This window comes from Cobetia sp. SIMBA_158, from assembly GCF_046566945.1.
Taxonomy (GTDB): Bacteria; Pseudomonadota; Gammaproteobacteria; order Pseudomonadales; family Halomonadaceae; genus Cobetia; species Cobetia amphilecti.
Map to the genome: position 1 here is coordinate 255,044 of NZ_JAWJYL010000004.1, position 22,005 is coordinate 277,048.

At 65.1% G+C, this 22,005-nt stretch carries 22 protein-coding genes; 20 read left to right on the forward strand and 2 right to left on the reverse strand.

What is annotated here, in order from left to right; translation table 11 throughout:
- Positions 1 to 260 precede the first annotated feature (260 nt).
- From R2R70_RS08830 to R2R70_RS08925, 20 genes are all read left to right on the forward strand, one after another.
- Positions 261 to 974, forward strand: a complete 714-nt coding sequence (locus tag R2R70_RS08830; protein ID WP_410977833.1) for a beta-ketoacyl synthase chain length factor — start codon at positions 261 to 263, stop codon at positions 972 to 974.
- Positions 975 to 982: 8 nt separating this feature from the next.
- A complete protein-coding gene (locus R2R70_RS08835; RefSeq protein WP_107336163.1) occupies positions 983 to 1,786 on the forward strand; it encodes a lysophospholipid acyltransferase family protein in 804 nt (267 codons plus the stop codon).
- 145 nt (positions 1,787 to 1,931) lie between these two features.
- Positions 1,932 to 2,201, forward strand: a complete 270-nt coding sequence (locus tag R2R70_RS08840; RefSeq protein WP_043331448.1) for a phosphopantetheine-binding protein — start codon at positions 1,932 to 1,934, stop codon at positions 2,199 to 2,201.
- Complete coding sequence (locus R2R70_RS08845; RefSeq protein WP_043331449.1) at positions 2,191 to 2,463, forward strand: acyl carrier protein; 273 nt, start codon at positions 2,191 to 2,193, stop codon at positions 2,461 to 2,463. The genes R2R70_RS08840 and R2R70_RS08845 overlap by 11 nt, the downstream gene beginning before the upstream one ends.
- Positions 2,460 to 3,077, forward strand: coding sequence for a hypothetical protein (locus R2R70_RS08850; RefSeq protein ID WP_410977834.1), 618 nt, complete (start codon positions 2,460 to 2,462; stop codon positions 3,075 to 3,077). Before R2R70_RS08845 ends, R2R70_RS08850 begins: the two co-directional genes overlap by 4 nt.
- 216 nt (positions 3,078 to 3,293) lie before the next feature.
- The gene (locus R2R70_RS08855; protein ID WP_410977835.1) at positions 3,294 to 5,309 is read left to right on the forward strand and encodes an AMP-binding protein; all 2,016 of its coding nucleotides are present in this window, start codon (positions 3,294 to 3,296) and stop codon (positions 5,307 to 5,309) included.
- A complete protein-coding gene (locus R2R70_RS08860) occupies positions 5,306 to 6,169 on the forward strand; it encodes a glycosyltransferase family 2 protein (protein ID WP_410977836.1) in 864 nt (287 codons plus the stop codon). The genes R2R70_RS08855 and R2R70_RS08860 overlap by 4 nt, the downstream gene beginning before the upstream one ends.
- A complete protein-coding gene (locus tag R2R70_RS08865) occupies positions 6,166 to 7,224 on the forward strand; it encodes a glycosyl transferase (protein ID WP_410977837.1) in 1,059 nt (352 codons plus the stop codon). The genes R2R70_RS08860 and R2R70_RS08865 overlap by 4 nt, the downstream gene beginning before the upstream one ends.
- 113 nt (positions 7,225 to 7,337) lie before the next feature.
- The gene (hutH, locus tag R2R70_RS08870; protein WP_410977838.1) at positions 7,338 to 8,942 is read left to right on the forward strand and encodes an HAL/PAL/TAL family ammonia-lyase; all 1,605 of its coding nucleotides are present in this window, start codon (positions 7,338 to 7,340) and stop codon (positions 8,940 to 8,942) included.
- A gap of 47 nt (positions 8,943 to 8,989) precedes the next feature.
- The gene (locus tag R2R70_RS08875) at positions 8,990 to 9,487 is read left to right on the forward strand and encodes an acyl-CoA thioesterase (protein WP_234368112.1); all 498 of its coding nucleotides are present in this window, start codon (positions 8,990 to 8,992) and stop codon (positions 9,485 to 9,487) included.
- Positions 9,487 to 10,083 carry a LolA family protein gene (locus tag R2R70_RS08880; RefSeq protein WP_410977839.1) on the forward strand — a complete coding sequence of 199 codons (597 nt, stop codon included), beginning with the start codon at positions 9,487 to 9,489 and terminating at the stop codon, positions 10,081 to 10,083. The genes R2R70_RS08875 and R2R70_RS08880 overlap by 1 nt, the downstream gene beginning before the upstream one ends.
- Entirely contained in the window at positions 10,080 to 12,497 is a 2,418-nt protein-coding gene (locus R2R70_RS08885) for an MMPL family transporter (RefSeq protein ID WP_410977840.1), read from the forward strand. Before R2R70_RS08880 ends, R2R70_RS08885 begins: the two co-directional genes overlap by 4 nt.
- A gap of 108 nt (positions 12,498 to 12,605) precedes the next feature.
- Positions 12,606 to 13,997, forward strand: a complete 1,392-nt coding sequence (locus R2R70_RS08890; protein ID WP_410977841.1) for an NAD(P)/FAD-dependent oxidoreductase — start codon at positions 12,606 to 12,608, stop codon at positions 13,995 to 13,997.
- 9 nt (positions 13,998 to 14,006) lie between these two features.
- Positions 14,007 to 14,786, forward strand: coding sequence for a DUF3261 domain-containing protein (locus R2R70_RS08895; protein WP_410977842.1), 780 nt, complete (start codon positions 14,007 to 14,009; stop codon positions 14,784 to 14,786).
- Positions 14,779 to 16,110 carry a beta-ketoacyl-ACP synthase gene (locus tag R2R70_RS08900; RefSeq protein ID WP_410977843.1) on the forward strand — a complete coding sequence of 444 codons (1,332 nt, stop codon included), beginning with the start codon at positions 14,779 to 14,781 and terminating at the stop codon, positions 16,108 to 16,110. The genes R2R70_RS08895 and R2R70_RS08900 overlap by 8 nt, the downstream gene beginning before the upstream one ends.
- Positions 16,104 to 16,712 carry a hotdog family protein gene (locus R2R70_RS08905; RefSeq protein WP_199852295.1) on the forward strand — a complete coding sequence of 203 codons (609 nt, stop codon included), beginning with the start codon at positions 16,104 to 16,106 and terminating at the stop codon, positions 16,710 to 16,712. Before R2R70_RS08900 ends, R2R70_RS08905 begins: the two co-directional genes overlap by 7 nt.
- Positions 16,712 to 17,485 carry a 3-oxoacyl-ACP reductase FabG gene (fabG, locus tag R2R70_RS08910; protein ID WP_153636415.1) on the forward strand — a complete coding sequence of 258 codons (774 nt, stop codon included), beginning with the start codon at positions 16,712 to 16,714 and terminating at the stop codon, positions 17,483 to 17,485. Before R2R70_RS08905 ends, fabG begins: the two co-directional genes overlap by 1 nt.
- Entirely contained in the window at positions 17,485 to 18,744 is a 1,260-nt protein-coding gene (locus tag R2R70_RS08915; RefSeq protein ID WP_410977844.1) for a beta-ketoacyl-ACP synthase, read from the forward strand. Before fabG ends, R2R70_RS08915 begins: the two co-directional genes overlap by 1 nt.
- Positions 18,745 to 18,958: 214 nt before the next feature.
- The gene (locus R2R70_RS08920) at positions 18,959 to 19,498 is read left to right on the forward strand and encodes a heavy metal-binding domain-containing protein (RefSeq protein WP_213114480.1); all 540 of its coding nucleotides are present in this window, start codon (positions 18,959 to 18,961) and stop codon (positions 19,496 to 19,498) included.
- Positions 19,499 to 19,531: 33 nt separating this feature from the next.
- Positions 19,532 to 20,440, forward strand: a complete 909-nt coding sequence (locus R2R70_RS08925; RefSeq protein ID WP_410977845.1) for a hypothetical protein — start codon at positions 19,532 to 19,534, stop codon at positions 20,438 to 20,440.
- Between the two features lie 16 nt (positions 20,441 to 20,456).
- Here R2R70_RS08925 and R2R70_RS08930 read toward each other — a convergent pair whose 3' ends face one another.
- Together R2R70_RS08930 and R2R70_RS08935 are read right to left on the reverse strand one after the other, a co-directional pair.
- Positions 20,457 to 20,930, reverse strand: a complete 474-nt coding sequence (locus R2R70_RS08930) for a hypothetical protein (RefSeq protein WP_410977846.1) — start codon at positions 20,928 to 20,930, stop codon at positions 20,457 to 20,459.
- A gap of 8 nt (positions 20,931 to 20,938) precedes the next feature.
- A complete protein-coding gene (locus tag R2R70_RS08935) occupies positions 20,939 to 21,994 on the reverse strand; it encodes a protein kinase domain-containing protein (RefSeq protein ID WP_410977847.1) in 1,056 nt (351 codons plus the stop codon).
- Positions 21,995 to 22,005: the final 11 nt, after the last annotated feature.

Genomic DNA, 22,005 nt, shown 5'->3' on the forward strand with positions numbered 1-22,005 from the left:
GTCTCAGTGCGGCGATACCCTACACCCTCTTCCGCCGCTGTCCAGCGCTGCCACAGCGGCGACCCGCCGCAGGACATCACGCCCCGACACCTCACGTCAGGCGCCGTGTGCCGCCCTGCAAGCTGCTATCCTGCCAACGACACGCGTAGCCACGCCGCCTGCTCAGTGCCAACACGCCTGAGTCCGGTTGGGCTGCCCAACCCCTGTGCGGTACACTGAGGCCCCAATATGGCAACGATGCGTTCACGGACAAGAACCTCATGCGTCTGACTGATTGGCGAGCCTGGCAGGCGAGTGCGTCCCGCACCGCCCACGACAGCCGCGTAGATATCACCCCCTCCCCGCGTGCCGAGCAAGTCCCGGCCATGCAGCGTCGTCGACTCAGCCCGGTCGGCCAGGCCTGCTGCAAGCTGCTGTTCGCGCTCGACCCTGACGCCGACCTGCCTATCATCCATGCCTCGCGCCATGGCGATACCGGCAAGATTCTCGCCCTGCTGGACGCCGCCACCCAGTCCGACGAAGCCCTGTCACCGGCGCGCTTCTCGCTCTCGGTGCACAACGCCGTGCTGGGCATGTACTCGATCACCGGCAAGTCCCATCAGCCGCTGGAAGCCCTAGCCGCCTGCGGCAACGAATTCGAGGCGCTGATGAGCGAGGCGCTCGGCTATCTGAGCGAGCGCGAGGACGTCATCGTGCTGTTCTCCGATATCGCCGCACCGGAGGCCTTCCTGCACCACGGTGACTACCCGGCCTGCGCCAGCGCCGTCGCCCTGCGCCTGAGCCGCAGCAGTGACGATGACAGCGCATGGACACTGAGCGCCACGCCTGGCGAGTCGTTGACGGACAGCGCCCCGACGCCGCTTGAGGTCATCGCCTGGCTTGAGCAGGCCGGGGCTGAGACGCTCGCCTGTCGTCGCCATCACTGGCAGCTGAGCCGCGCTCACGCCGCCTCACCGACGCCGCAAGCAGACTGATGCCACGCATGCTGTCGTCTCCCCTCGGGCGCCTGTGGCGTGGCATCGCCACGGCCATCAGCTTCCTGACCTTCGGGCTGGGCGGCTTGCTGGTGGGGGGAATGTGGCCCCTGCTGACACTGGTGGTACGCCGTCCCGAGAAACGACAGAAGCTCGCGCGCAGCATCATCCATCACTGCATGCGCGGCTTCGTGGGCCTGATGCGCGGCCTGGGCGTGCTCGACTATCGCCTGCACGACTGCGAGCGCCTGCAACGCCCGGGCCTGCTGGTGCTGGCCAATCACCCGACGCTGATCGACGTGGTCTTCCTGCTCGCGCTGATTCCCCACGCCGACTGCGTGGTCAAGGGGCGGCTGGCACGCAACCCCTTCACCCGTGGCCCCATCCGTGCCGCGGGCTACATCACCAATGAAGAGCCGCAGGGCGTGCTCGAGGCCGCCGGCGCGAGCCTGGCGCGCGGCAATGCCTTGATCCTGTTTCCGGAAGGCACGCGCAGCGTGCCCGGGCGGGCGCTGAAATTCCGCCGCGGCGCCGCCAACATCGCGCTGCGCACGCCAAGCGAGATCACCCCCGTGCTGATCGACTGCCAGCCCAGCACCCTGACCAAGGGCGAGCCCTGGTATCACATCCCGCCCCGGCGGGTGATGCTCAATATCAAGGTGCTGCCGGACATGACGGCGCATGTCGCACCGCCACCGGCAACAGAGGATGATGTGCCGCTGTCACGCGATGCCCGCCAGTTGACGCGCCGCCTGGCCAGCGACTTTGCCGCTGAGCTGGCCGCCTTTCAGCAACGGATTCGCGAGTCATGACAACGCGCGGCGCCGCACTGCCCCTGATCTCGATGCTGATCAGATAGCGAGAAAAACGGATTAAGATATTCGGCCTTCCCGCCGTTAATAAAGCCTGCTGCCATTCATACCGGCCATTATCGGTACGCCGACACGAGGAATACTCATGAGCGATAGCGCCAAGCTGGAACTGGAACTCAAGCAACTGATCATCGACACCCTGGAGCTTGAGGACATCACGCCGGACGACATCGTCGCCGATGAGCCGCTGTTCGTGGACGGCCTGGGTCTGGATTCGATTGACGCCCTGGAACTCGGTCTCGCGCTGCAGAAGCAGTACGGCATCACGCTGGACGCCGAAGCCGAGGACACTCGCGCGCATTTCGCCAGCCTCAATGCCCTGCGTGAACTCGTGGAGGCCCGTCGTGAGCGCTGAGCAACAGACCGCGTCCCGCGAAGAGATCTATGCCCATGTGCGCAGCACCCTGATCGAGCTGTTCGAGATCGATGCCGCTGACATCCACCCCGAGGCGCTGCTCTATGAAGACCTCGACATCGACAGCATCGATGCGGTGGACCTGGTGGTCGAACTCAAGAAGTTCACCGGCCGCCGCATCGAAGCCAATGACTTCAAGAGCGTACGCAGCCTCGATGACGTCGTGACTGCCGTCGAGCAGCTGATGCAGCGCCAGGCATGACGTCATTGTCCTCTGGTCGAGGGCGACGCCCGTCACTGCCAAGGCTGTTGCTTGGCGGGCTGGGCGTCGTGGCCGCCGTGTGCTGGCCGCTGCTGGTCTATGCCCTGCTCTCGCGGCTGACGGCAGACCCGGCGGGCGACACGACCAGCGGACATGTCTCGCCCTGGGTGTGGGCACTGATCGCGCTGGGCGCCTTGCTGATCCAGCGTCTGCCCTTGCCGTGGCTCCTGCGCCTGACGCTGGCCGCGCTGCTGATCGCCATCAGCCTGCTCAGCGAGGCGGAACTGGGGCTGCGCGCCTATCCGGTGCTGGTCAATCTGGCCATGCTCAGCGTGTTCGCCACCAGTCTGTGGCGCGGCATGCCGGTCATCGAGCGTCTGGCGCGTCTGCAGGAGCCTGATCTGCCCGCCGCCGGCGTGCGTTATACCCGCAAGGTCACCCGAGTGTGGTGCGGCTTATTCGTCTTCAATGCCAGTGTCGCCGCGGCCACGGCGCTGTATGCCGACCTCGCGACCTGGACGCTCTACAACGGCCTGGTGAGCTACGTGCTGATGGGGCTGCTGTTCTGCGGCGAATGGCTGGTACGCCGTCGCCTGCGCCGCGCCGATGGCTGAGCTCGGTTATCGATGAGCTTGGTTATCGATGAGCTCGGCTATCGATAGCTGAGTCCATGCATGGATTCGCCCCGCGTGGATTTGCCCAGCGTGGATTTGCCCAGCGTGGATTTGCCCAGCGTGGATTCGCCCGGCGTGGATTCGCCCAGCATGGATTCGCCCGGCGTGGATACGCCCCCAGATGAATTCGACTTTCTGAAGAGTTGCCTGCCTCACATGTCTGATGCCCGCCAGCCTGCCAGCCGCGCCACCGCACGCTCCACTGAGCAAGACGCCGCCCAGCGCGCCACCTCCCTCATCCATCAGGGTTGGCGCCAGCTCGCCCGACTCGCACCCGCGGCGCCGGCCTGCTGGCTGGCCAGTCCCGGTCAGCCGCTGCGCCCGCTGAGTCGTGCCGAGCTGATGGCACGCGTCGATGCCTGGCATCAATGGCTGGACAACCTGCCCGCAGCGCATGCTGGCCGCCGGCCCGGTGCGCGCTGGGTGCTCTTCCAGCCCACGGCGCTTGGCGCCTGCGTGCAGCTGCTGGCGCTGTGGGAGCGCGGCATGCTCGCCGTGCTGCCCGGCGATGACCGCCCGGAAACCCTGGCCCGCCTGGCCGAGAGCAGTGATGGCAAGCTGCCCGAGACCAGCACCGCTGGCTGGCCGCCGGAGCAATCCGGCGCTGCCAGCTCTGTTGCCGCACCGCATACACCGTTCGAGATCACACCCGACGGCGCGCGTCTTGCGCTGGAGCTCTGCACCTCCGGCTCCACCGGCGAGCCGCTGCGCATCGCCAAGCGCTTCGATCAGCTCGAGGCCGAACTGGCCGTGCATCGCACGCTGTGGCCGCTGGCGTCAGACACTGACTCCACTTCTGAGCTGACCACAGACATCGTCAGCCTCAGCCAGGTCAGTCACCAGCACATCTACGGTCTGCTGGTGTCGCTGCTGCGCCCGCTCAGCGAAGGGGTGCCGTTTCTCAGCGAAGCCTGCCATTACCCGGAGCAGCTGGCCGCCGCCATCGCGCAGCTGTCCGGCCTCGGGCATCGCTGCCAGCTGGTCAGCTCGCCGGCCCAGCTGGCGCGCCTGCCACAGGCCAGTGACGAGAGCCGCGTGGCGGGCCAGGCTCAGGATCAGGCTCAGGTGTTGCGGGTCTTCTCTTCAGGTGCCCCGCTGCCGGCCGAGGCCGCCCGCCACGCCGAGAACTGCCTGCAGGCGCCGGTGATCGAGATCTACGGCAGCACCGAGACGGGCGGCATCGCGCACCGCCGCCAGCACGAGACGCCCCACTGGACACCGCTGCCGGAGGTCGAGCTCAGCTTCTCACCCGCCTTCGCGGTGCGCTCACCGTTTCTGGAGCAGCCGGACCAGTGGTGGCAGCAGGCCGACAACGCCGCGCCAGTGGCGGCTGAGCCGTCGTCGCAAGGCGAGCACCACGCAGTACCACGCTTCCAGCTGCTGGGACGCAGTGATCGGCTGGTCAAGCTGGCCGGCAAGCGGGTCTCGCTGAACGCGGTGGAGCGCTGCCTCAGCGCGCAAGCGGAGGTGCTGGAGGTACGTTGCCTGCCGATGCCCACCCGCGATCATCGCCTGGGCGCAGTGGTGGTGATGGACGAGAGCGCGCTGCCACAGGACCACGCCAGCCGCCGTGATCTGATCGCGCGCCTGCGCCGTGCGCTGATGCCGGGTTTCGAGCGCATCGCCCTGCCGCGCTACTGGCGCTTCGTCACGCGCCTGCCGCTGAATGCCCAGGGCAAGTTCACGGCGGACTCCGTCGCGCGGCTGTTTGCCGATCTCGACGATCATCGTCTGCCGCGCTGGCTGGGCGAGACCTCCAGCGGCCCGCAGCAGCTGACGCTGGAAGCCGAGGTGCCCGACAGCCTGTGCTATCTCGAGGGTCATTTTCCCGCCCAGCCACTGGTGCCCGGCGTGGTGATGCTCAAGTGGGCTCGCGATCTCGGCCGCCGCCTGCGCCTGGCGGGCGTCGGCGTGCAGGAAAGCCGTTTTCAGCGTCTCGAGCGCATCAAGTTCTCCAATCTGTTGCTGCCGGGCATGCGCTTTACGCTGGCCGCGACACTGATCGCCGACAGCCACGGCCTGCGCGTCGACTTCCGCCTGGAATCCCGCGCGGGCCTGCACGCCAGTGGCCGCTTGCGCTACGGTGCTGATACCGATGACACACCTCTCAGTTCGCCACTTAGTTCACCACTTAGTTCACCCCAGACGACACCCACACCGGAGGCGTCATGAGCCAGCCCCAGGCGCCGATGACCGGCCATACATTCTCTCCCCCCAGCCGCGAGTCGCCACTGCGCGCCTGCGTGGTGATTCCGGTCTACGACCACCCCGCCACCATCGCCGGCGTGTGTGCGGGTCTGGCACCGCTCGGGCTGCCCATCGTGCTGGTGGATGATGGCTGCAGCGCGCCCTGCGCCGAGGTGCTGGATCAGCTGGCTGCCGAGGGCCATCACCTGGTGCGTCGCGAGCAGAACGGCGGCAAGGGCGCTGCCGTGCGCAGTGGGCTGCAGGCTGCCGATCAGCTCGGCTTCACCCATGCCCTGCAGGTGGACGCCGATGGGCAGCACGACGTCAGTGATCTGCCCGCCTTCCTCAACGGCATGCAGGAAAATCCTAACTGCCTGCAGATCGGCTATCCGCAATACGACGCCAGCGTGCCGCGCATCCGCTTCTATGGCCGCTACGCCTCGCACATCTGGGTGTGGATCAACACCCTGTCGCTGGCCATCCGCGACACCATGTGCGGCGTGCGCCTCTACCCGCTGGCCGCCACCAACCGGCTGCTGGCGCGTCATGACTGTGGCGATCGCATGTCCTTCGACACCGAGGTGCTGGTGCGCTGGTACTGGGCCGATGGCGAGGTCGCCAACCTGCCGGTGCATGTCAGCTACCCCACCGGAGGCGTCAGCCACTTCCGCCCCGGACACGACAACCTGTTGATCAGCGCCATGCACACGCGGCTGTTCCTCGGCATGCTGCTGCGCTCGCCGAAACTTGCCTGGCGCACGCTGTCGGGACGCAATGGCAGGACATCATCCACTCATGTCAGTCGCCCCTCGCAGCCTGACGACGCGAAGGGGAAACACGAATGACCCATTGGGCACGCCTGTCGGAAACCGGCTCCACCACTGGCATGCGCCTGATGGTGACGATTCGTCGTCGCCTCGGTGCCTGGCCGTTTCGCATCGCGCTGTTTCCGGTGCTGGTGTGGTACTTCCTGCTGCGCGGGGTGGCGCGGCGCGCCTCCTTCGACTTCCTCAAGCGCCTCGAGCCAGAGCTTGGCGGCGTGCGCCTGTGGGCGAGAAGCTTTGCCCACTTCATGCAGTTCGGTGAGGCGATCATGGACAAGGTCTCGGCCTGGAGCGGCGAGATCCCGCTGACCTCGCTGACCGGCACCGGCCCCGAAGACCTGCGCGACGCCGCGCTGCGTGGCGAGGGCGGCATCATCCTCGTCGCCCATCACGGCAATCTGGATGTGATCAATGCCATCGGTGAGCGCCACGACATCGACCTGTGTGCGCTGGTGCACACGCGCCACGCCGAGAAGTTCAATCAGCTGCTGGAGCAGGCCACCGGCCGCAAGCCGCCGCAGATGATCGAGGTCAGCGAGATCACGCCTGCCACCGCCATGGCGCTGGGCGATCGCGTCAATCGTGGCGGCTTCGTGGTCATCGCCGCCGACCGCGTGCCGATTCCGCCCACCGTCGACGATGGCAAGGCAGATGCCAACTCGGTAGAAGCCAACACTGCAGAAGGCAGCAGACCCGCGTCGCCGGCCAGTGCCGCGGCCTCACCGCGCGTGCTGCACTGTGACTTCATCGATCAGCCCGCGCCCTTCCCGCAGGGGCCCTTCATGCTGGCCGCGCTGCTGCGCTGTCACGTCTATACCCTGAGCTGCATTCGCGAACAGGGCGGCGCCCATCCGCGTTTCCGGGTCGATTTCGCGCCCTTCGATGACAGCCGCGCCGTCAAGCGCAGCGGTCGCGAGGCGTGGATCCAGCAGGCCATGCAACGCCATGCCCGTCACCTGGAAGCACGCGTGAAGCGCCATCCGCTGCAGTGGTTCAACTTCTTCGACTTCTGGCATCAGGCGCCTGACAGCACGTCGAATCCAGACAGCGCGTCGGCTCCGAAACAGGACGCCTGAGCCGCGCCGGGCCTGTGACAACGCTGCTTCGCGCCCGGCTCTGCGGCCTTCACCTTGTTCGGTCTTCACGTTCAGCGCATTTTCACGCTTCTCTCTTCGCCAGGTACCTCGTCATGTCACAGCCCGCCACCTCTTCCTCCGCCCTGATTCTCGACGGCAGTGATATCACCCTCGAGCAGTTGATCGATGTCGCCGAAGGCCGCCGTGAGGTGCGCCTGACTCCGGATGCCGCCTTCCGCGCCCGTATCGAGGCCGGCCCGGCCCTGCTGGAACGCCTGCTGGAGGAAGAAGGCGTGGTCTACGGCGTCACCACCGGTTACGGCGATTCCGTGACGCGTGCCGTGCAGGGGGCAGAGGACCTCGAAGCCCTGCCGCGCCACCTCTATACCTTCCACGGCTGTGGCATGGGCGCGGACCTGGATGTGGTCAGCAGCCGCGCGGTGGTGATGGTGCGCCTCGTCTCGCTGTGCCGGGGTGTCTCCGGGGTCAGCATGGCGCTGCTGGAGCGTCTCGTGTGGCTGCTCAATCACGACATCCTGCCGCGCATTCCCGAGGAAGGCTCGGTGGGCGCCAGCGGCGATCTCACCCCGCTGTCCTATGTCGCCGCCGTGCTGTGTGGCGAGCGTGAGGTCTGGGCGCGCCCCGGCGCAGGCCAGCCCCACGCGCTGCGCCCGACGGCCGAGGTCTTCGCGGCACACGGCCTGACACCCTATGTGCTGCGCCCCAAGGAAGGTCTGGCGCTGATGAACGGCACCGCCGTGATGACGGCCCTCGCCGCGCTGGCCTACGGCCGCACCACCTACCTCAGCCGCCTGAGCGCGCGCATTACCGCGCTAAGCGTGCAGGCGCTGGAAGGTAACCCCTACCACTTCGATGCCGATCTGTTCGCCGCCAAGCCGCATCCCGGTCAGGCCCGCGTGGCCCAGTGGCTGCGCGATGATCTGGCCCACCCGGCGGCGCCGGAAGTCGACGCCACGCCAATCAACTCGCCGCGCCTGCAGGACCGCTACTCGACCCGTTGCGCGCCTCACGTCATCGGCGTGGTCGAGGACAGCCTCAGCTGGTGGCGCAGTTTTCTCGAGACCGAGCTCAACAGCGCCAACGACAATCCGCTGATCGATGTCGAGGCCGGCAAGATTCTCCACGGTGGCCACTTCTACGGCGGCCATGTGGCGATGGTGATGGACAGCCTCAAGACGGCGGTCGCCAACCTGGCCGACCTGCTCGACCGCCAGCTGGCACTGCTGGTCGACAGCCGCTACAACCGTGGCCTGCCCAGCAACCTCAGTGGTGCCACGCCTGAACGCGCGCCGCTCAATCACGGCTACAAGGCGGTGCAGATCGGCGCCTCGGCCTGGACGGCGGAAGCCCTCAAGCTGACCATGCCCGCCAGCGTCTTCTCGCGCTCCACCGAGTGCCACAATCAGGACAAGGTCAGCATGGGCACCATCGCCGCGCGGGATGCGCTGCGCGTGCTGACACTGGTGGAACAGGTCGCCGCTGCCACCCTGCATGCCGCCGTGCAGGGCAGCGAACAGCGCGCCGACATCACGGGTCAAGCCGCCACGCCGCCCAGACTGGCCGCCTTCACCCGTGAGCTGCGTGAAGACATCGCGCCCCTCGAGGAAGATCGCGCTCTGGAAGCCGACCTGCGCCTGCTGTGTGCGCGCATCCGTGAGCGCCATTGGACCCTGAGCGCAGGCGAGGCCAACGCATGAGTGAGCGGACAGCCTTGAGCGAGGCAGCATTGAACGAGAGACAAGCCATGAATCAGCCAGCCGAAACACCGATGCCGACCGCCACGGTAGAGATGGAAGTGCCCTTCCACGACGTCGACATGATGGAAGTCGCCTGGCACGGCCATTACGTGCGCTATCTCGAGATCGCCCGCTGCAAGCTGCTCGACATGCTCGACTACAACTACCCGCAGATGCGCGATTCCGGCTACGCCTGGCCGGTGATCGACCTGCGCCTGCGCTATGCCGGCCCGGCGCGCTTCGGTCAGCGCATCGCCGTCACCGCACGGCTGCGCGAGTGGGAGAACCGCCTCAAGCTCGACTACGTGATCCGCGATGTCGAGAGCGGCAAGCGCCTGACCCGTGGCTACAGCGTGCAGGTCGCGGTCGGGCTGGAAGATGGCGAGATGCTGCTGGCCTCGCCCGCCGCGCTCAGCGAGCGGCTGGCCGCCTGGCAGGCCGAACAAGCGCTGACACACACCAGTGATTCGCCTGCCTCCCCTTCAGAAACACAAGGAACGCCGTGATGACTTCGCGCCTTGCCATTGCCGCCACTGTCCTGCTGCTGACTGCCGGTGCCTCCTGGGCCAACGCATCCGAGACCAGCGACTCAGACGCCAGTTTCGACGCCCGCGCCCTGACGCAACAGCTGGCGCGCACCGCGCCAGTCTGCGGTGATTTTCAGCAGACGCGCTGGCTCGAGGATGTCGGTGCAGAGCTCGAGAGCCGGGGTCACTTCCGTCTGATCGGTGACCCGAACGCGCCCGAAGGCCTGGTGTGGGAAACCACTTCACCGATTGAAGACCGTCTCGAGATGCGCCCCGATGCCAGCGAAGGCCCGAATGGCGAGCCGCTGCCGGCCGACCAGCAGGCGATGGCGGAGCTGCTGATCAGCTTCTTCCACGGCGACTGGCAGGCGCTGGAGGAGCACTTCTCCCTCACGTTGACGGGTACGCCGGATGACTGGCAGGCCAGCCTGACGCCCAACGATGCCCGTCTGGCCGAGGCCATCGAGCGTCTCGAGATCGACGGTGGCAGCTGGCTGGAACACGTGAATCTCGACAGCGGCGACGGTGACCGCCTGAAGCTGGCGCTCACCGCCGGCGGTCACTGCGAGCGATGACGTCACCCAGCCATGAGCCGCGCCAGGGGCTGGATCGCGCCATCTGGCGCTGGCTGTGGGCCGCCGCCCTGCTGCTGTGCGCGCTGCTGCTGGCCGCGAAGATCGTCCCGCAGAGCCCATGGCGTGGGGCGATCGATACCCGCATCACCGCCATGCTGCCGGAGCAGGAACGCAGCCCGCTGGCGGCGCGCGCCGAATCGCTGGATGACACCGCCAACCGGCTGGTGATTCTGGTCGGCAGTCGCGATGCCAGCGCCGCCGCACGCAAGCAGCGTGACGCTGCCGCCCAGGCTCTGCGTCAGGCGCTCGCGCCCATCGCGAGGCTGGATGACGGCAAGAGCCTCGAAAGCCTGCGCCTGCCGGCAGAGGTCCAGCCGGCGCTGATCGCCCCGTCGCTTGCAGGCCTGAGTGACGATGACTGGCAGGCGCGCGCCCTCAGGCAACTGTTCCAGCCCGGCGGCCAGCGCGACCTTATCCGTGATCCCTTCGGCCTCGCCGGCGCCTGGCAGAGCTGGCTGACGCCCGCCAACCTGTCGCTGTCCGGCGGCCAGCTGTTGCTGCGCGCGCCGACGTCAAGCGCTGACCAACCCGGCAACGGCTATCGCCTGATCAGCGCCACCCTGACGGGCAGCGCCTACGCGATGAGTGACCAGCAGGCGCTGGAGCAGGCCGTGAATGGTGTGAAGGCCGACTATCCCGACGTCCGGTTGCTGCGCTCCGGACTGGTCTTCCATGCCAGCAACGGCGCGCAGCAGGCCAAACAGGAGATGTCGACCATCGGGCTCGGCTCGCTGATCGGCGTGCTGCTGTTGCTGTGGGCGGTGTTCCGCACCCCACGGCGACTGCCATTGCTGCTGGTGCCGGTGGCCACGGGCGTGCTGTTCGCGCTGCCGCTGACCTGGTGGGCCTTCGGCAGCCTGCATGTGCTGACGCTGGCCTTCGGCGCCAGCCTGATCGGCATCTCCATCGATTACGTGCTGCATCTGGAGTGCATGCGCCGTCTGGCGACGCATGGCCGTGGCGGGCTCGCCGCGCTGTGGCCGGGCCTGACGCTGGGGCTGTGCTCCAGCCTCGCCGCCTATCTGGCCATCACCCTGACGCCGATGCCCGGCCTGCGCCAGATGGGCATGTTCGCGGCGCTCGGCTTGATCGGTGCCTGGCTGAGCGTGCGCCTGTGGCTGCCACAACTGCCACTGCCGGCACAGGCCACCCGCGAGGACTCCTCCGCCGCCCGCGCCGCAGGATGTCTGGCGCGCGCCATTCCCGGCAAGCGCAGCTGGCAGGCACTGGGCCTGCTGCTGCTGGCTGCGCTTGCCAGCCTCTACGGACTGCGCAGCGATGACCGTCTCACTCAGCTCAACCCCTCGCCTGCGTCTCTGATCAACGAGCAACGCGAGGTCCAGCGCCTGCTCGCCGAACCGGACGGCCTGCGTTACCTGATCGTGCAGGCCGAGACTGACGCCGCCCTGCTCACGCGCCTGCATGCGCTGGAAGGCACCTTCCAGCAGCTGAATGCACGCCAGCAGCTGGGCCACTGGGCGAGCCTCGCTCAGCAACTGCCGACGCTTGCGCAGCAGCAGGCCAATCTCGGCGCCATGCGTGAGCGCACCCGCACCCTGCTGCCCCAGGTGCTGAGCACCGCAGGCCTGCCACCCGAGCTGGTCACGCGTGCCGAGCAGGCCATCGCAGACGCCCATCCGCTGCGCCCGGCCGATTGGGTCGCGCTGCCCGCCGGTGAGATGGGCCAACGACTGTGGCTCGACTCGCGCACCGCCGCCATCGGCATCGTGCGCTTCGGGGATGTCACGGCTGAGGGCAGCGCAACACTTGCGCGCCTCGCCGCGGATGACGACAGCCTCGAGTACGTCGATCAGGTCGCCAGGCTCTCGACGACGCTGGGCAGGATTCGCAGCGAGATGGCCTGGCTGGTCGGCGGCGCGGTGGGCTTGATCAGCCTGCTGCTGGCGCTGCGCTATCGCCGCAGCACCTGGCGAGCCCTGCTGCCGCCGCTGGGCGGACTGGTACTGACGCTGTCGGCCCTGACGCTGGCTGGCGTCGGCCTCAACCTCTTCCACCTGCTGGGCCTGTTGCTGGTACTGGGGATTGGCCTGGATGCCGGCATCTTCTGTGCCGAGCATCCCGCGCGCAGCGCAGAAAAAAGCAGTGCCGGCATCTTCTGTGCCGAGCATCCGGCGCGCCGCTCTTTATCAGCTCCAGCGTCAGATGCAGCACAGACCAGCACCAGCCGTGCATCGCAGGCCAGCCTGCTGGCGATTTCGCTGTCGTGCGCCTCCAGCCTGCTAGCCTTTGGATTGTTGAGCTTCAGTCAGACACCGGCACTGGCGGCACTGGGGCTGGCCTGCCTGCTGGGGCTGAGCGCCACCTGGTGCCTGGTGCCCTTCGCGCGCAGTTGAGGTGGGCCATAAGCGAGAGGCAAGCAAGCCGCAGGGAACGCAGCGCAACAAGTACACATAACGATAACGATATCGACAACGACAACGACAACGACAGGGGACGATGCCATGGAATCGGCAGATCGCAGCAACAACCCACCACGCAAGGAAGTCATCATCATCGGCGCCGGACCCGCCGGCGCGGCGGCGGCGGCGTGGCTGGCACGCGCGGGCCATGCGGTGCGCGTACTGGAGCGCAGCCACTTCCCGCGCTTCTCCATCGGCGAGAGCCTGCTGCCGCGTTGCATGCAGCATCTGGAGGCCTGCGGCCTGCTGGAGGCCGCCGCCGCCGGTGGCTATCAGCGCAAGACCGGTGCGGCCTTCACCCGCCGCGGCGAGCATCGCGTGATCGACTTCCGCGACAAGTTCAGCGACGGCCCCGGCACCACCTGGCAGGTGGAGCGCGCCGACTTTGATCAGCGCTTGATCGAGGGCGCGCGGGCGGCAGGGGCCGAGGTCGAATTCGGCGTCTCGGTCACGGGCTTCACTCCCGCTCGCCCCGCGCAGAGCGACGCCACCGGTCATGCGCAGGGGCCTCGTCTCACGCTGGCGGATGGCCGCGTGCTGGAGGCCGCCTTCGTGCTGGATGCCAGCGGCTATGGCCGCGTGCTGGCGCGCCTCGAATCGCTTGAGCGAGACCCGCGTCTGGAGCCGCGCATGGCGCTGTTCGGTCATGTCCACGATGGCATCGCCGACCTCGCGCCGCCCGCCGAGGGCTATCGCCGCGACAATATCCTGATCGCCTCGCATCCGACGCATCCCGATGTCTGGTACTGGCTGATTCCCTTCGCCAATGGCCGCGCCTCGCTGGGTGTGGTCGGCCCGCGCGAGCTGATCGAGCCTGCCGCCGGGGACGATGCGCAGACACGCCTATGGCAGTGGGTGATGGAAGAACCACGCCTGGCGGAGCTGCTGCGCGATGCCACGCTCGCCAACGCCGTGCAGTCCCTGGGCGGTTACAGCGCCGATGTCAGTCGCCTGCATGGCCCGGGCTATGCGCTGCTCGGCAATGCCGGAGAATTTCTGGACCCGGTGTTCTCCTCCGGCGTGACCATCGCGCTGGAATCGGCGCTGCGTGCCGCGCCGCTGGTCGCACGTGAGCTTACCGTGACCCGCGATGAGCAGCGCCCCGACTGGGCCAGCGAATACGAGCAGCCGCTGCGCCGTGGCATCGAGGTCTTCCGCGAATTCGTCACCGCCTGGTACGACAGCCGACTGACCGACATCATCTATCATCCCGAGCCGCATGCGCGGATTCGCCAGATGATCAGCGCGGTGCTCGCCGGTTACGCCTGGGACACGGCCAACCCCTTCGTCAGTGCCAGTCGCCGCCGCCTGACGGCCCTCGCCAGACTGACCGCGCCCGAGCAGGCACTCGCGCCTGACGCGGTGCAGGAAAGTGACCCGGTCGCTGGCCTCAGCGCCTTCGGCCGCGCAGCAAGCGTCGGCGAGAACAGGTAAAGTAGCGTCATGAAAAACATGTCTTTCGCCTCTCACGCTGATTCTACTGGGCTGCACACAGTCGGGCTGCGCTCAGCTGAACTGCGCTCAGTCGGGCTGCGCAGCCGCCTCGGGCTGGCCAGCCTTGCCGTGGCCGCCACGCTGCTGTTGAGCGGCTGCAGCCTGCTCGCCCCACAGCCGCTGGAGGCTGTCAGCCCGATGCCGGCGCTGGCGAGTCTCGAGCAGACCCGCACCCAACGTCTGATTCTGCGTGTGGCGCGTATAGAGAGTGATGACAACGCACAGCGTGCAGTCGATGCCGAGGCTGGCGAGGGTGCGAAGGAGCAGAATCTGCCGCCTCTCATCGGCGTCCTGCGTCAATCGCCCGAGGCCATGCGGTTGGTCATGCTCAGCGTGCAGGGCCAACGCCTGCTGACGCTGGTGCATGACGCCGACGGCAGCCGTTTCGAGAAGGCACGCCCCGAGGTGCTCGAGAAGCTGCCCTTCAGCGCCGACTGGCTGGCGCGGCGTATCGCCTGGGTGCACTGGCCGCAGGGGGCGATCGATACCGCCTTTGCGAACACAGGCTGGCAGCTGGTACAACGCGGCGACTGGCAACAAGGTCGCCAGCCCGCGCAGCGCATCATCACGCAAGATGGTGTGACCATCGCCGAGCTGACCCGCGATGCCAGCGGCCGCGTGACCCTGCGCGACCCGGCGGCCGACATGCAGCTGACGCTGGAACCGCTGGCAGCGCCCAGCACACAGAACGACCCTGACGACTCACCGGAAGCTCCCGCGCATGACTGAATCTGTTGCAACCGTGGCCACCGCTACCCCCCAGGGCCGCGACACTGGCAACGCCTGCCGCCTGTCTCGCCCCGGCATCGTCTGCCCGCTGGGTGCAGACCACGGCCTGATCAGCAGTGCGCTGTTCAGCGCCAGCCGTGGCCTACGTGTCAGTGATGACTTCAGCCCCGGCACGCCGCTGTCATTGGGGCGCATCACCGCGCGGCTGGTGGATGACAGCGACTGGCCGGCCCCGCTGCGCTCACGCAACAACCGCCTGCTGGCCACCGCGCTTGAGCAGTTGGCACCGGAGCTTGAAGCCCTCAAGCGTCAGGGTATCGCGCCGGAACGCATCGGCGTGGTGCTCGGCACCAGCACCTCCGGCATCGGCGAGACAGAAGCCGCGATGGATGCCCAGCGCGCCGCCGTCGCCCAGGGCACGCCGAGCGCCGACAGCTGGCCGCAGAGCTTTGAATATCGTCGTCAGGAACTGGGCGCGCCCGCCGAGTGTGTCGCCTGGCTGAGCGGCGCGCGTGGGCCGATCTACACCCTCTCCACCGCCTGCACCTCCAGCGCCAAGGCCCTGGCCAGTGCGCGTCGTCTGCTGGCCTCCGGCCAGTGCGATGCGGTGATCGCCGGTGGCGCCGACAGCCTGTGCCACATGACGGTGAAAGGCTTCATGAGCCTGGAGGCCGTCAGCCGCAAGCAGAGCCTGCCGCTGGGGGCCGAGCGCGATGGCATCAATCTGGGCGAGGCCGCGGTGCTGTTCGTGGTCACGCCGGAGCGCGGTGGCGTACAGCTGACCGGCGTCGGCGAATCCAGCGATGCCCACCATATTTCCGCGCCCTGCCCCGATGGCAGCGGCGCCGAGGCCGCCATGCGCGGCGCACTCGCCAGTGCCGGCCGCGCCCCCGGCGAGATCGACTACATCAACCTGCACGGCACCGCCACGCCGTTGAATGATGCGATGGAAAGCCTCGCCATCAGCCGCCTGTTCGGTACGGACGCCGACTCTGACAGCGGTTCTGATGCCGGTGCTGATATCGATCAGCCCCGTTCGCCCGCCGTCAGCTCGACCAAGGCCCTCACCGGCCATACGCTGGGCGCCTGCGGGGCACTGGAAGCCGCCTTCTGCTGGCTGGCGCTGGAACATGGCCGCCTGCCGCCGCATGCCACGCCGCGTGAGGCGCTGGACCCGGCGCTGCCTGCGCTCAACATCGTCTATCGTGACCGCCCCGAGACCCCGCCGCTGCGGGTGATGAGCAATGCCTTCGCCTTCGGCGGCAACAATATCTCGCTGGTGCTGGAGCGCCACACCACCGACCCGGAGTCCTCTGCATGCTGACCCCGAGCACCGACTCAGTTTCCCTTGCTGGCGCTGAGGTGCAGCCCCGTGAGGCGTGCTATCCCGCCATGCCCTGCGCCATCGGCCCCTATGTGCCCCATGATGCCGGCATGTGCCTGCTGGATAGCGTGCTGCGCTGTGACGAGCATTCGCTGAGCGCCGACATCACCCCGACGCCAGACAATCTGTTCGCCGAGCAGGACGCCGACGGCCAGGCCGTGATTCCCGCTTGGGTCGGGCTTGAGTGGATGGCACAGGCCATCGCCGCCTGGTCGGGCATGCAGGCTGCGCGCAGCGGCCAGCCGCCACGGGTCGGCTTTCTGCTCGGGAGTCGCCGCTATGAGAGCGAAGTCGCCGCCTTTTCCTGCGACTGTCGCTGGCAGATTCATGTTCAGCTCGACTATCGCGCCGACAACGGTCTGGGCGCCTTCGAGGCCACCATCAGCGACGAGCACGGCGCCACTGTCGCGCGTGCCGGCGTCAATGTCTTCGAGCCGGCGCCCGAGGCGCTGCCCTCCACGGCGTCTACCCAAGAGACCGCACAAGAATCCTCACCCGGACAGCAGGATGCTGCCGGTGCCTCATCGCAAGGTAATGTCTGATGTCTGTCACACCCCCCGCTACTGAAACTGCCACCGCCGCCCCTGAAGCACGCGAGTGGATTCTGGTCACCGGCTCCAGCCGTGGCATCGGCCGCGCCATCGCGCTGCGCCTGGCCCGCGAAGGCTACAACCTGGTGCTGCATTGTCGCTCGCGCCGTGACGCCGCCGAGGAAGTCGCGCGTGAGATCAGCGCCCTGGGCGGTGAATCGCGCATCCTGAGCTTCGATGTCGCCGACCGTGACGCCGCGCGCAGCGCGCTGGAAGCCGACATCGAGGCCCACGGCTGCTACTACGGGGTGGTCTGCAATGCCGGTATCCATGCCGACAACGCCTTCCCGGCGCTCACCGATGAAGACTGGGACAGCGTGATCCGCACCAACCTCGATGGCTTCTACAACGTCATCAAGCCGCTTTCCATGCCGCTGGTACGCCGCCGCAAGCCGGGGCGCATCATCGTGATGTCCTCGGTGTCGGGCATGATGGGCAATCGCGGCCAGGTCAACTATTCCGCCGCCAAGGCGGGGCTGATCGGCGCGGTCAAGGCGCTGGCGGTGGAGCTGGCCAAGCGCCGCATCACCGTCAATGCCGTTGCACCAGGCGTCATCGCCACCGAGATGACCGAAGGCGTCGAGATGGAAGAAGCGCTGAAGATGATTCCCATGCGCCGCGCGGGGGAAGCCGAGGAAGTCGCCGCCACCGTGGCCTTTTTGTGCTCGAAGGACGCCGGCTACATCACCCGCCAGACCATCGCGGTGAACGGGGGGATGTTCTGATGACGGCTTCCTCTCACGCACTGCGCGGCAGACGTGTCGTGGTCACCGGCATGCATGGCTTCTCGCCCATCGGCAATGACTGGCCGACCCTGCGCGCCAACCTGGCCGCCGGGCGCACCGGCATCCGCTATATCGAGGACTGGGACAAGTACGACGGCCTCAACACCCGTCTCGGCGCGCCGGTCAATGACTTCGAACTGCCGAAACACTACAACCGCCGCGCGCTACGCAGCATGGGGCGTGTGGCGCAGCTGGCGACCCGCTCCAGCGAGCTGGCGCTGGAGGCGGCCGGCCTGAGTGACAGCCCGCTCAAGGAGAGCGGCCAGATGGGCATCGCCTACGGCGCCTCGGCCGGGGAGCCGGATGCGGTGGCCGACTTCGGCAACATGCTGATCAACCACTCCACCGACGGGCTCAGCGCCAATTCCTATATCCGCATGATGGCGCACACCGCGCCGGTCAATATCGGCGTGTTTCTCGGCATCAAGGGGCGGATTCACACCACCTCCAGCGCCTGCACCTCCGGCAGCCAGGGCATCGGTTACGCCTATGAGGCGATCCGCTTCGGCCGCCAGACCGCGATGGTCGCCGGTGGCTGCGAGGAGCTGTCCGCCGCCGATGCCGCCGTGTTCGATACCCTGTTCGCCACCAGCACCTGCAATGAGCGCCCGGACCTGTCACCGCGGCCCTTCGATGCCGAACGTGATGGCCTGGTGATCGGTGAAGGTGCCGGTACGCTGATTCTGGAAGAGCTGGAGCACGCCCTGGCGCGCGGCGCGACCATCCACGCCGAGATTCTCGGCTTCGGCACCAACTCCGATGGCCGTCACGTCACCCAGCCGGACGCCAACATGATGGAAGCCGCGATGCGCATGGCGCTGGAGGATGCCGGTGTCGAGGCTTCAGAGATCGGCTATGTCAGCGCCCATGGCACCGCCACCGAGCGCGGCGATATCGCCGAGAGCCACGCCACCCATGCGGTGTTTGGCGATTCCACGCCGATCAGCGCCTTCAAGAGTTACACCGGCCATACCCTGGGCGCCTGTGGCGCGCTGGAGGCCTGGATCGCCATCGAGATGATGCGCGATGGCTGGTTCCACGGCACCGCCAATCTCACCAGTCTCGACCCTCGCTGTGCGCAGCTCGACTACCTCACCGGCGCAGGCCGCGAGATCGAGACGGACACCGTGATGAGCAACAACTTCGCCTTCGGTGGCATCAATACCTCGCTGATTCTGCGTCGCTGGCAGGGCGAGTGAGTCACTGGCAATCTGATCTGGTGCCAGTCATCACGCTTCGCGCTGACGCCTTTGCAGGGTGTCGCCAACGTACGACTTTGCAGCGGGTCGGATCTGGCGCAAGATACGCGCCCGCTGCATGGTCTATGGTGTGATTGGCTCACGCCCCTGGCTGGCTGACGGCGATATTCACTGGCGTCGCGCCAGTCAATCACCCTGTTAGGAGAGGTCTCAGATGGCGTCACGTTCTGCTCAGTCGCTCGCATCCTCGAAACGTTCCGCGGCACCTGCCACGCGCGCCCGCTCGGGTCGCGCCTCGCGTGTGCTGACACTTGTGTCTGCGCTGCTGCTCGGCTCTGCGGGGCTTGTGGCCTCCGCTCCGGCGGTGGCACGGGACACGCAGCACTTCCTGCCGATCATGCCGGTGATGGCCAGCACCGCGGCCAGTCAGCGACTGGGCAAGGACGTGGCCTTCTTCTTCGGTGACAAGCAGCCCTACGAGCGAATCGAGAAGCGCGGCTGGGCGCGGGTGAACCCGAAGACCAACGCGACCAACAAGAGCGATGCGGAAGCCTGTCGCTGGGTGTTCCTGTCGGCGCTGCGTGAGCTGCAGGAAAAGGCGCGCGAATATGGGGCCAATGCGGTCATCAACATTCGCAGCGACTATGACAAGGTGCCCTACTCCAGCAGCGAGAAGTACGAGTGCCATGCGGGCAATATCGTCGCGGGCGTCGCGTTGCGTGGGGATCTGGTGATCCTGCATCCGAAGAACTGATTCACCATCATGACGGCCAGACAAGGCGAGGGTGTGAGCGGGGCAAGTGAGCCGGTTGAGGATAACTCGGCAAGCGAGCCAGCGACGCGCCCGACCGATCACCCCGCCTACCGCTGCGTGGTGCTGGGGCATGCTGCAGCGGATGGCTCCGCTTCGCTGAGCACGGGCTCGCTGAGCACTGATTCGCTGAACACTGGTTCGCTGAGCAGTGGTTCGCCAAGCCTTGAGCCGCTGAGTGCCGAGCCGCTGAGTGTCGAGCTGCCAAGCACCGAGCCGCTGATCTCGCATGATCCCCACGCCCTCGCCGCTTCCTTGGCATCTGCGACTGGCGGCGCTGCCTGCGCCTTGCCGAATCTCCGCTCTGAATCATCCTCTCGGCCAGCCCGCCTGTGGCTGGCCGAGGCGTGTGTGCTGCCAGCATCCTGTGTTGATTCGGCTGCTCCCTCTATCAACTCCTCGACTGAAGCCTCCAGCCGTCGCTCGCTGCGCGCACGCCAGCCGGATGTGGATAACGCGGACACCCCCGTGTCATCTGCCAAGGCCCGCCGTCGTCAGCAACGAGAAGCCGAATCGCACCTCGCCCGCCTTCTGCTCGGCGAACTCGCCGCGGCCCAAGGCATTGTGCTGCCACTGGCCGACTGGTCGCCACGTGGCCAGGCGCCTCACCATCCTGCGCTACCGGCAGACTTTCACGTCTCCATCGCCCACCGCCACGGCCATGTGCTCGTCGGCCTCGCCACCGCCCCGCTCGGGCTGGACCTCGAATACCGCAACCCCCACCACGCCCACGAACTCGACGCCCGCATCGCCATGCTGCCTGCAGACGCACGCGAACGCCTCGCCGAGGCACCACACCTCAGCGAGACAGAACGACTGGACGGATTTTATGGAGAATGGGTGAGGTATGAGGCAGTTGTAAAAAACAACAACTCCCTTAGTTAGTCTAATTAAAATTAATTCAATAGCTTTTCGGCGAACACCAAATTTTCTCAACCTTATAATAATCACAATCAACCATCATCTCGGAACTACAAGCAATATCCAAATCAGAAATGCCATGGACTATTTGATAACCTGCGGATTCTAGCCAACGAGATATATCTTCTTCGGTGTCACCCATTTCTTCAATATAAAGATTAAGATCGGAAACGAACTCGCTAAATATAACACCACAATCATCTGAAACCTCAACCTCAGCTACAAAACCAGAAGTGGATCTTCGAGCATAATCCATTGCCACGTCTACATCTGGCGTGCAAAATATACATTCACTTCTCGCTTTGATATTAAATTTTTGATAGAACCACTTATCGACTATATCATGGATATATTTTGGTGTATTTACAGGATTTCTTGCCTTGTCTCTATAAATATTCTTAACCGAACCGTCATTAATGTGACTAGCACCAGAAAAACCTCTATACAGTTTCATAGAAACACTCAATTTGGATCATTTATATAAGAATATTGCCAACCTCCCTCTGGGATATATTCACCAGGATCACGAAGGTAATCTCTAATAACGTTCATGTCTGTAGGACAAAAACCTTCTATACGTATATCCCAAAGAACACGACTCGCAAACAAAAGATTTGTTCTTTCATTAACATCGACTTTACACATAGATGAGAATAGCTCAGACAGTAAAAGACTGCCTTTAATATCCAGCCCCCTTAATTCATTGCAAGCATTGCTTATTGTATTATTTAGAGACCCATTATCTATAGAAACTTTGTAAGACCCTAAGTCAGGATGCAATATGAGATCTTTCCCAGTCAATATCTTATATATCAACAGTGATATCGACCAAACGTCATATTTGATATGATTCCTCTCTATTACCTCCCATGGCCTAAATACTTCAGGAGGAAGACCATAAAAAGAACCTTCTATTTTTCTTTTTGCACCAGCACAGACATCAAAAACAAATTGTTCACTTTCTTCGAAGGAAGCATCAAAAAGCGGTACAGCCTCTCCTAAGTCAACAACTTTCACTCCGCAGGCTGGAATAGTCGAGTGCCAATCTAAATCTACATCTTCTATTAGGATATTACCTGGGTGCAAGTCTCTATGAAAAACCCAATTACATAGTCCACCAACCGCACTACATATCCTATGAACGAGCTCTAATCGTTCATCTAGGCTAATGCCCACGTGTTCATCGAGCCATATATTTAGTGAGGGCGCATCCACCCACTCGGTTATTAAACATAAAACATTATCATCGTAAAAACTTTTACTATATAGAAATGCAGCACTCGAATCAGAAACTAAAGGAAGGGCGGTCAATCTCTCAGACAACAAAATCTCTGTTTTAAACTTCGCCAACTCATAATTATTCGAAGGAAACAAAAGATACTTCATAAACACGGTAGCACCGGTAGTCTCATCGACACCTTTAAAGCTACTGGCTCCCATCCCAGCACTTAACTCATCTATAGCCCTATACCTATCGTCGATTATATCAACCGAAAGCTTTTCTAGAAGCCTTAACATTATCGAAGCAC